Here is a 7,357-nt window from a genome sequence, read left to right on the forward strand (position 1 = left end):
ATGAAACGTAGTGCAATAGTGGTCGCGCTGGCCTTCGGCCTGATGGCGCAGGGGGCGATGGCGAAAACGCTGAATGTGGTAAGCAGTTTTTCGGTGCTGGGTGATATGGTGCAGCAGGTCGGCGGGGAGCATGTTCATGTGGACACCCTGGTCGGCCCGGATGGCGATCCGCACACCTTCGAGCCGTCGCCGAAGGACAGCGCGCTGCTCAGCAAGGCCGACGTGGTGGTGGTTAACGGTCTGGGACTGGAAGGGTGGCTGGATCGCCTGATTAAGGCCTCTGGTTTCAAGGGCGAGCTGGTGGTGGCGTCGAAGGGCGTCAAGACCCATACCCTCGATGAAGATGGCAAAACGGTGACCGATCCCCACGCCTGGAACAGCGCGGCGAACGGCGCGTTGTATGCGCAGAATATCCTCGATGGACTGGTGAAAGCCGACCCGGAAGATCAAGCGGCGCTGACGAACAGCGGCAAGCGTTATATCGAGCAACTGACGGCCCTCGACGGCTGGGCGAAAGGGCAGTTCAGCGCCATTCCGCAGGCAAAGCGCAAAGTTCTCACCAGCCATGACGCCTTCGGCTATTTTGGCCGCGCTTATCACGTGACCTTCCTCGCGCCGCAGGGGCTCTCTTCAGAGAGCGAGGCCAGCGCGGCGCAGGTGGCGGCGCTGATTAAGCAAATCAACGCGGACGGCGTTCATACCTGGTTTATGGAGAACCAGCTTGACCCGCGACTGGTGAAGCAGATCGCCAGCGCCACCGGCGCGCAGCCCGGCGGAGAACTCTATCCTGAGGCGCTCTCCGCTCCGGGTGGCGTCGCGGATAGCTATGTCAAAATGATGCGTCATAACGTGGCGCTGATCGCCGCCAGCATGAAGTAATCGTGCAATTTCTCATCCCGGCGCCGCCGGGATGATTCATTTTGGATGTCCCCTCGTAAATTCCACACCTCGTCCCCATATCTCTGTGGAAAGTGCTATCTTTGATGGCCTCTTTATCCGGAGCAAAGCGGGGCGATAATGACCGATTCAGAATTAATGCAGCTAAGCGAGAAGGTCGGCCGGGCGCTGAAGGCGCAGGGCGCGACGGTGACCACGGCGGAATCCTGCACCGGCGGCTGGATAGCGAAAGCCATCACCGATATTGCCGGCAGCTCAGCGTGGTTTGAACGCGGTTTTGTGACCTACAGCAATGAGGCCAAATCGCAAATGATCGGCGTCAGCGAAGCGACGCTGCGGGACAACGGCGCGGTGAGCGAACCGGTGGTGGTGGAGATGGCGATCGGCGCGTTGCGCGCCGCGCGCGCGGACTATGCCATCTCGGTAAGCGGCGTCGCCGGGCCGGATGGCGGCAGCGACGAAAAGCCGGTTGGGACGGTGTGGTTTGGCGTCGCCAGCGTCAGCGGGCAAGGGGTGACGCGGCGGGAATGCTTTGCCGGAGACCGCGAAGCGGTGCGTCGTCAGGCGACGGCCTACGCGCTCAATCTGCTCTGGCAACAATTTCTACAAAAGACTTGATACTGTATGACTATACAGTATAATTGCCTCAACTGAACAAATATTAACGGCGAAGCGAACAGGCTTCACCCTGCATGATTAGGAGTAACAATGGCGATCGACGAAAACAAACAGAAAGCGTTGGCGGCTGCACTGGGCCAGATCGAAAAGCAATTCGGTAAAGGCTCCATCATGCGCCTGGGTGAAGACCGTTCTATGGACGTAGAAACCATCTCCACCGGCTCGCTTTCTCTGGATATCGCGCTGGGCGCCGGCGGTCTGCCAATGGGCCGTATCGTCGAGATCTACGGGCCGGAATCCTCCGGTAAAACCACCCTGACGCTGCAGGTTATCGCCGCAGCGCAGCGCGAAGGTAAAACCTGTGCGTTCATCGATGCGGAACACGCGCTGGATCCGGTCTATGCGCGCAAACTGGGCGTGGATATCGACAACCTGCTGTGTTCTCAGCCGGATACCGGCGAGCAGGCGCTGGAAATCTGTGACGCGCTGGCGCGCTCCGGCGCGGTTGACGTTATCGTCGTCGACTCCGTCGCGGCGCTGACGCCGAAAGCGGAAATCGAAGGCGAAATCGGCGACTCTCACATGGGCCTCGCGGCGCGTATGATGAGCCAGGCGATGCGTAAACTGGCGGGTAACCTGAAGCAGTCCAACACGCTGCTGATCTTTATCAACCAGATCCGTATGAAAATCGGCGTGATGTTCGGTAACCCGGAAACCACCACCGGCGGTAACGCGCTGAAGTTCTACGCCTCCGTGCGTCTGGATATCCGTCGCATCGGCGCGGTGAAAGAGGGCGATAACGTCGTCGGCAGCGAAACCCGCGTCAAAGTGGTGAAGAACAAGATTGCGGCGCCGTTCAAACAGGCTGAATTCCAGATCCTCTACGGCGAAGGCATCAACTTCTTCGGCGAGCTGGTTGACCTCGGCGTGAAAGAGAAGCTGATTGAGAAAGCGGGCGCCTGGTACAGCTACAACGGCGACAAAATTGGTCAGGGTAAAGCGAACGCTATCACCTGGCTGAAAGAGAACCCGGCGGCGGCGAAAGAGATTGAGAAGAAAGTGCGCGAACTGCTGCTCAACAACCAGGACTCTACGCCGGACTTCGCCGTTGACGGCAACGACGCAGAAGAAACGGAACAAGATTTCTGATATCGTCTAACAGAGTGATAAAGGGCTGCTTATGCGGCCCTTTTGCTTTTCTTAGATTATTGAGGTGCCTGTGACTGAACCTTCATCACGCCGATCCGGATATGCTCGTCTGCTGGACCGCGCTATCCGTATCCTGGCGATGCGCGACCACAGCGAACAGGAGCTGCGGCGCAAACTGGCCGCTCCGGTGATGAGCAAAAACGGCCCCGAGGCGCTGGACGTCACCCCTGAAGAGCTGGAGCAGGTGGTGGCCTGGTGTATCGAAAACCGCTATCTCGACGATAATCGTTTTGTCGGCCAGTTCATCGCCAGCCGGAGCCGCAAAGGCTATGGCCCCGCGCGCATTCGTCAGGAGCTCAGCCAGAAAGGCATTGCGCGCCAGGCCGTTGAACAGGCGATGCGCGAATGCGATATCGACTGGGTGAGCCTTGCCAGGGCGCAGGCGCAGCGTAAATACGGTGAACCGTTACCATCCGCCTTTACTGAAAAAGTGAAAATCCAGCGATTCCTGCTGTACCGTGGCTACCTGATGGAAGATATCCAGGAAATCTGGCGAAATTTTGCAGATTGACCCATCCGGGATTTTACTTCGCCGTAAAGAAAACTTATCTTATTCCCACTTTATTCCGTCGGGCCGCTGGTTGTGACAGTGCAGGCAGCGTCCTGGGCGATTATTCCTTTACACAAAATCATTCAAGCTGCATCAGGGCGGCAAGAGAGACTATCTTCCGCAGCGCACGTCAGTTCGGTGCCGGAAGAGCAAGCGCAGCCAGGACAGAGGCGACTTGAAGGATGACGTGTAGCTTGATTTCAGGATAATTATGAGCAAGAGCACCGCTGAGATCCGTCAGGCGTTTCTCGACTTTTTCCATAGCAAGGGACATCAGGTAGTTGCCAGCAGCTCCCTGGTGCCGCACAACGATCCGACCCTGCTGTTTACCAACGCAGGGATGAACCAGTTCAAGGATGTCTTCCTTGGTCTCGACAAACGTAATTATTCGCGTGCGACCACCGCGCAGCGTTGCGTGCGTGCGGGTGGTAAACACAACGATCTGGAAAACGTCGGTTACACCGCGCGTCACCACACCTTCTTTGAAATGCTGGGCAACTTTAGCTTCGGCGACTACTTCAAGCAGGATGCCATCAAATACGCGTGGGAACTGCTGACCGGTGAGAACTGGTTCGCGCTGCCGAAAGAGAAGCTGTGGGTCACCGTTTACGAGACCGATGACGAAGCATTCGACATCTGGGCCAATGAAGTAGGCGTCCCGCGCGAGCGAATCATCCGCATCGGCGACAACAAAGGCGCGCCGTTTGCTTCAGACAACTTCTGGCAGATGGGCGACACCGGTCCGTGCGGCCCGTGCACCGAAATCTTCTTTGACCACGGCGATCACATCTGGGGCGGCCCTCCGGGAAGCCCGGAAGAAGACGGCGACCGCTACATTGAGATCTGGAACATCGTCTTCATGCAGTTCAACCGTCAGGCTGACGGCACCATGGAGCCGCTGCCGAAGCCGTCCGTCGACACCGGTATGGGCCTGGAGCGTATTGCCGCGGTGCTGCAGCACGTTAACTCCAACTATGACATCGACCTGTTCCGCGATCTGATCGCCAGCGTGGCGAAAGTCACCGGCGCCACCGATCTGACGAACAAGTCGCTGCGCGTAATCGCCGACCACATTCGCTCCTGCGCCTTCCTGATCGCTGACGGCGTTATCCCGTCGAATGAAAACCGCGGCTACGTGCTGCGTCGCATCATTCGCCGCGCGATCCGTCACGGCAACATGCTGGGCGCGAAGGACACCTTCTTCTGGAAACTGGTTGCCCCGCTGATTGCCGTGATGGGCTCCGCCGGCGAAGAGCTGAAGCAGCAGCAGGCTCAGGTTGAGCAGGTGCTGAAAACCGAAGAAGAGCAGTTCGCCCGTACTCTGGAGCGCGGACTGGCGCTGCTGGATGAAGAGCTGTCGAAGCTGAAAGGCGACACCCTGGATGGCGAAACCGCCTTCCGTCTGTACGACACCTACGGCTTCCCGGTCGACCTGACCGCGGACGTCTGCCGCGAGCGCAACATCAAGGTTGACGAAGCCGGCTTTGAGGCCGCCATGGAAGAGCAGCGCCGCCGCGCGCGCGAGTCCAGCGGTTTCGGCGCGGACTACAACGCGATGATCCGCGTTGACGGCGCCTCTGAATTTAAAGGTTACGATCGTCTGGAGCTGAACGGCAAAGTGACGGCGCTGTTTATCGACGGCAAAGCGGTGGATAGCGTCAGCGCGGGTCAGGAAGCCGTGGTGATCCTCGACCAGACCCCGTTCTATGCGGAGTCCGGCGGCCAGGTGGGCGATAAAGGCGAACTGAAAGGCGCGGGCTTCTCCTTCGCGGTCAGCGACACGCAGAAGTACGGCCAGGCCATTGGTCATATCGGTAAAGTCGCCAGCGGCTCCCTGAAAGTGGGCGACGCGGTGCAGGCCGATGTGGACGAGGCTCGCCGTCAGCGTATCCGTCTGAACCACTCCGCGACGCACCTGATGCACGCGGCGCTGCGCCAGGTGCTCGGCACCCATGTGGCGCAGAAAGGCTCGCTGGTCAACGATAAAGCGCTGCGCTTTGACTTCTCGCATTTCGAAGCGATGAAGCCGGAAGAGATTCGTGCAGTGGAAGATCTGGTCAACGCGCAGATCCGTCGTAACCTGGCTATCGAAACCAACATTATGGATATCGATGCCGCGCGCGCATCCGGCGCCATGGCGCTGTTCGGCGAGAAATACGATGACCGCGTCCGCGTGCTGCAGATGGGCGACTTCTCCACTGAACTGTGCGGCGGGACTCACGCGGCGCGTACCGGTGATATCGGCCTGTTCCGCATCACGTCTGAGTCCGGTACCGCCGCTGGCGTGCGCCGTATCGAAGCGGTGACCGGTGAGGGCGCGATAGCCATGCTGCACGCGCAGAGCGATCAGCTCAGCGATATCGCACAGCTGCTGAAGGGCGACAGCCACAATCTCGGCGAGAAAGTTCGCGCCGCGCTGGAGCGTACCCGACAGCTGGAAAAAGAGCTGCAGCAGCTGAAAGAGCAGGCTGCGGCGCAGGAGAGCGCAAACCTCTCCAGCAAAGCGGAAGAGATTAACGGCGTTAAGCTGCTGGTCAGCGAACTGGCCGGCGTGGAGCCGAAGATGCTGCGTACCATGGTTGACGACCTGAAGAACCAGCTGGGTTCGACGGTTGTGGTGTTGGCTACGGTCGCAGACGGTAAAGTTTCCCTGATTGCCGGTGTGTCTAAGGATGTGACAGATCGCGTGAAGGCAGGGGAGCTGGTTGGTATGGTCGCTCAGCAGGTGGGCGGTAAAGGGGGCGGTCGTCCGGATATGGCGCAGGCCGGTGGTACCGATGCGTCTGCTCTCCCTGCAGCGTTAGCCAGTGTGAAAGGCTGGGTCAGCGCAAAACTGTAATAACTATAAGCGCATATACCCTAAATAATTCGAGTTGCAGGAAGGCGGCGACGCAGCGAATCCCCGGGAGCTTACTCAAGTAAGTGACTGGGGGGAGCGAGGAAAGCCAACACACATGCAACCTGAAGTATGACGGGTATAGGTGCCGTAACCTCAGGGAAATGGCACCTTGCGCGAGAAACACCGATAACGATAAAGTCGGGTTGAAATTGTGTATATCGGCTAAACTTAGGTTTAACAGAATGTGATGCCATGACTGCTTATACCGTAAGGTATTTGTCATCGCTTACTTTTTGGCGTTATATGATGGATAATGCCGGGATACGAGAGACCCGACTCTTTTAATCTTTCAAGGAGCAAAGAATGCTGATTCTGACTCGTCGAGTTGGTGAGACCCTCATGATTGGAGATGAGGTCACTGTGACAGTTTTAGGGGTGAAGGGTAACCAGGTTCGTATTGGCGTAAACGCCCCTAAAGAAGTATCTGTTCACCGTGAAGAGATCTACCAGCGTATTCAGGCTGAAAAATCCCAGCAGTCCAGTTACTAAGGTTTCCGCGCCTCGCTGTTCAGTGAGGCGCATCACTTACCGCCGCTTTTTCTCTTTTTCTGTTTTTTCCCCTGCGCCATACCGCTTTTCATCACCCTTTGCTGCTTTGGTCGTTTGGCGTTATGCCTGCGTCAGGGCTGATTTCCTGTTGATAAATTGCCCTTTTTGCCGTTTTTGCACGCGAATTGCGTGCGAAGTGTGCAAACGAAAAAAGGTCTCGAAAAAGTGTTTGACTTATAAGTACCAGAAAGTAATATGTGCGCCATCGCAGCGACGAAGAGCAGAAACAAGTTCTTCGAAGCACTCGAAAGAGGCGTGTGTGGTGAGGTGGCCGAGAGGCTGAAGGCGCTCCCCTGCTAAGGGAGTATGCGGTCAAAAGCTGCATCCGGGGTTCGAATCCCCGCCTCACCGCCATTTTGCATCCGTAGCTCAGCTGGATAGAGTACTCGGCTACGAACCGAGCGGTCGGAGGTTCGAATCCTCCCGGATGCACCATCTTCTTTCTGAATGAAGAGAGAAGAGCGCTGTGAAAGCAGCGGCCCGCAGTGCGAGGCATAATCGAGTCACTCTACCGATTAGGCCGTCATACTCAGTGTGGCATGTGTTAGTTGTGACACTGACGCGTAGTAAAGCAAGTTTCCCGATGCATCCGTAGCTCAGCTGGATAGAGTACTCGGCTACGAACCGAGCGGTCG

Annotated in this window: 6 protein-coding genes and 2 tRNA genes; all 8 read left to right on the plus strand. The window is 57.6% G+C overall.

The genetic code is table 11. The annotated features are described in order from the left end of the window. The 8 genes from ABLV54_RS05250 to ABLV54_RS05285 all read left to right on the plus strand — a co-directional run bounded on the left by ABLV54_RS05250 (position 1) and on the right by ABLV54_RS05285 (position 7,157). Positions 1-879: a metal ABC transporter substrate-binding protein gene (locus tag ABLV54_RS05250; protein WP_032453816.1), complete on the plus strand. Its 879-nt coding sequence runs from the start codon at positions 1-3 to the stop codon at positions 877-879. 138 nt (positions 880-1,017) lie between these two features. After that, positions 1,018-1,515 (plus strand): nicotinamide-nucleotide amidase, encoded by a 498-nt coding sequence (pncC, locus tag ABLV54_RS05255; protein WP_032453814.1) that lies wholly within the window; start codon positions 1,018-1,020, stop codon positions 1,513-1,515. A 90-nt stretch (positions 1,516-1,605) separates the two neighbouring features. Further along, complete coding sequence (gene recA / locus ABLV54_RS05260; protein ID WP_004205686.1) at positions 1,606-2,664, plus strand: recombinase RecA; 1,059 nt, start codon at positions 1,606-1,608, stop codon at positions 2,662-2,664. Positions 2,665-2,734: 70 nt separating this feature from the next. Beyond that, on the plus strand, positions 2,735-3,235 hold the full coding sequence (gene recX, locus ABLV54_RS05265) for a recombination regulator RecX (protein WP_023290764.1): 501 nt from the start codon (positions 2,735-2,737) through the stop codon (positions 3,233-3,235). Between the two features lie 250 nt (positions 3,236-3,485). Further along, the gene (gene alaS / locus ABLV54_RS05270) at positions 3,486-6,113 is read left to right on the plus strand and encodes an alanine--tRNA ligase (protein ID WP_032453813.1); all 2,628 of its coding nucleotides are present in this window, start codon (positions 3,486-3,488) and stop codon (positions 6,111-6,113) included. Between the two features lie 363 nt (positions 6,114-6,476). Next, a complete protein-coding gene (gene csrA / locus ABLV54_RS05275; RefSeq protein WP_000906486.1) occupies positions 6,477-6,662 on the plus strand; it encodes a carbon storage regulator CsrA in 186 nt (61 codons plus the stop codon). 321 nt (positions 6,663-6,983) lie between these two features. Further along, positions 6,984-7,076: transfer RNA gene (locus tag ABLV54_RS05280), tRNA-Ser, on the plus strand. 4 nt (positions 7,077-7,080) lie between these two features. After that, positions 7,081-7,157: transfer RNA gene (locus ABLV54_RS05285), tRNA-Arg, on the plus strand. Positions 7,158-7,357: the final 200 nt, after the last annotated feature.

The organism is Klebsiella sp. JB_Kp042, assembly GCF_040065275.1.
Lineage (GTDB): Bacteria > Pseudomonadota > Gammaproteobacteria > Enterobacterales > Enterobacteriaceae > Klebsiella > Klebsiella quasipneumoniae.

Bases quoted from the DNA above. Each gene is read 5' to 3' on its own strand.
- ABLV54_RS05250 (WP_032453816.1), top strand. From the start codon at position 1: ATGAAACGTAGTGCAATAGTGGTCGCGCTGGCCTTCGGCCTGATGGCG.
- pncC (WP_032453814.1), top strand. From the start codon at position 1,018: ATGACCGATTCAGAATTAATGCAGCTAAGCGAGAAGGTCGGCCGGGCG.
- recA (WP_004205686.1), top strand. From the start codon at position 1,606: ATGGCGATCGACGAAAACAAACAGAAAGCGTTGGCGGCTGCACTGGGC.
- alaS (WP_032453813.1), top strand. From the start codon at position 3,486: ATGAGCAAGAGCACCGCTGAGATCCGTCAGGCGTTTCTCGACTTTTTC.
- csrA (WP_000906486.1), top strand. From the start codon at position 6,477: ATGCTGATTCTGACTCGTCGAGTTGGTGAGACCCTCATGATTGGAGAT.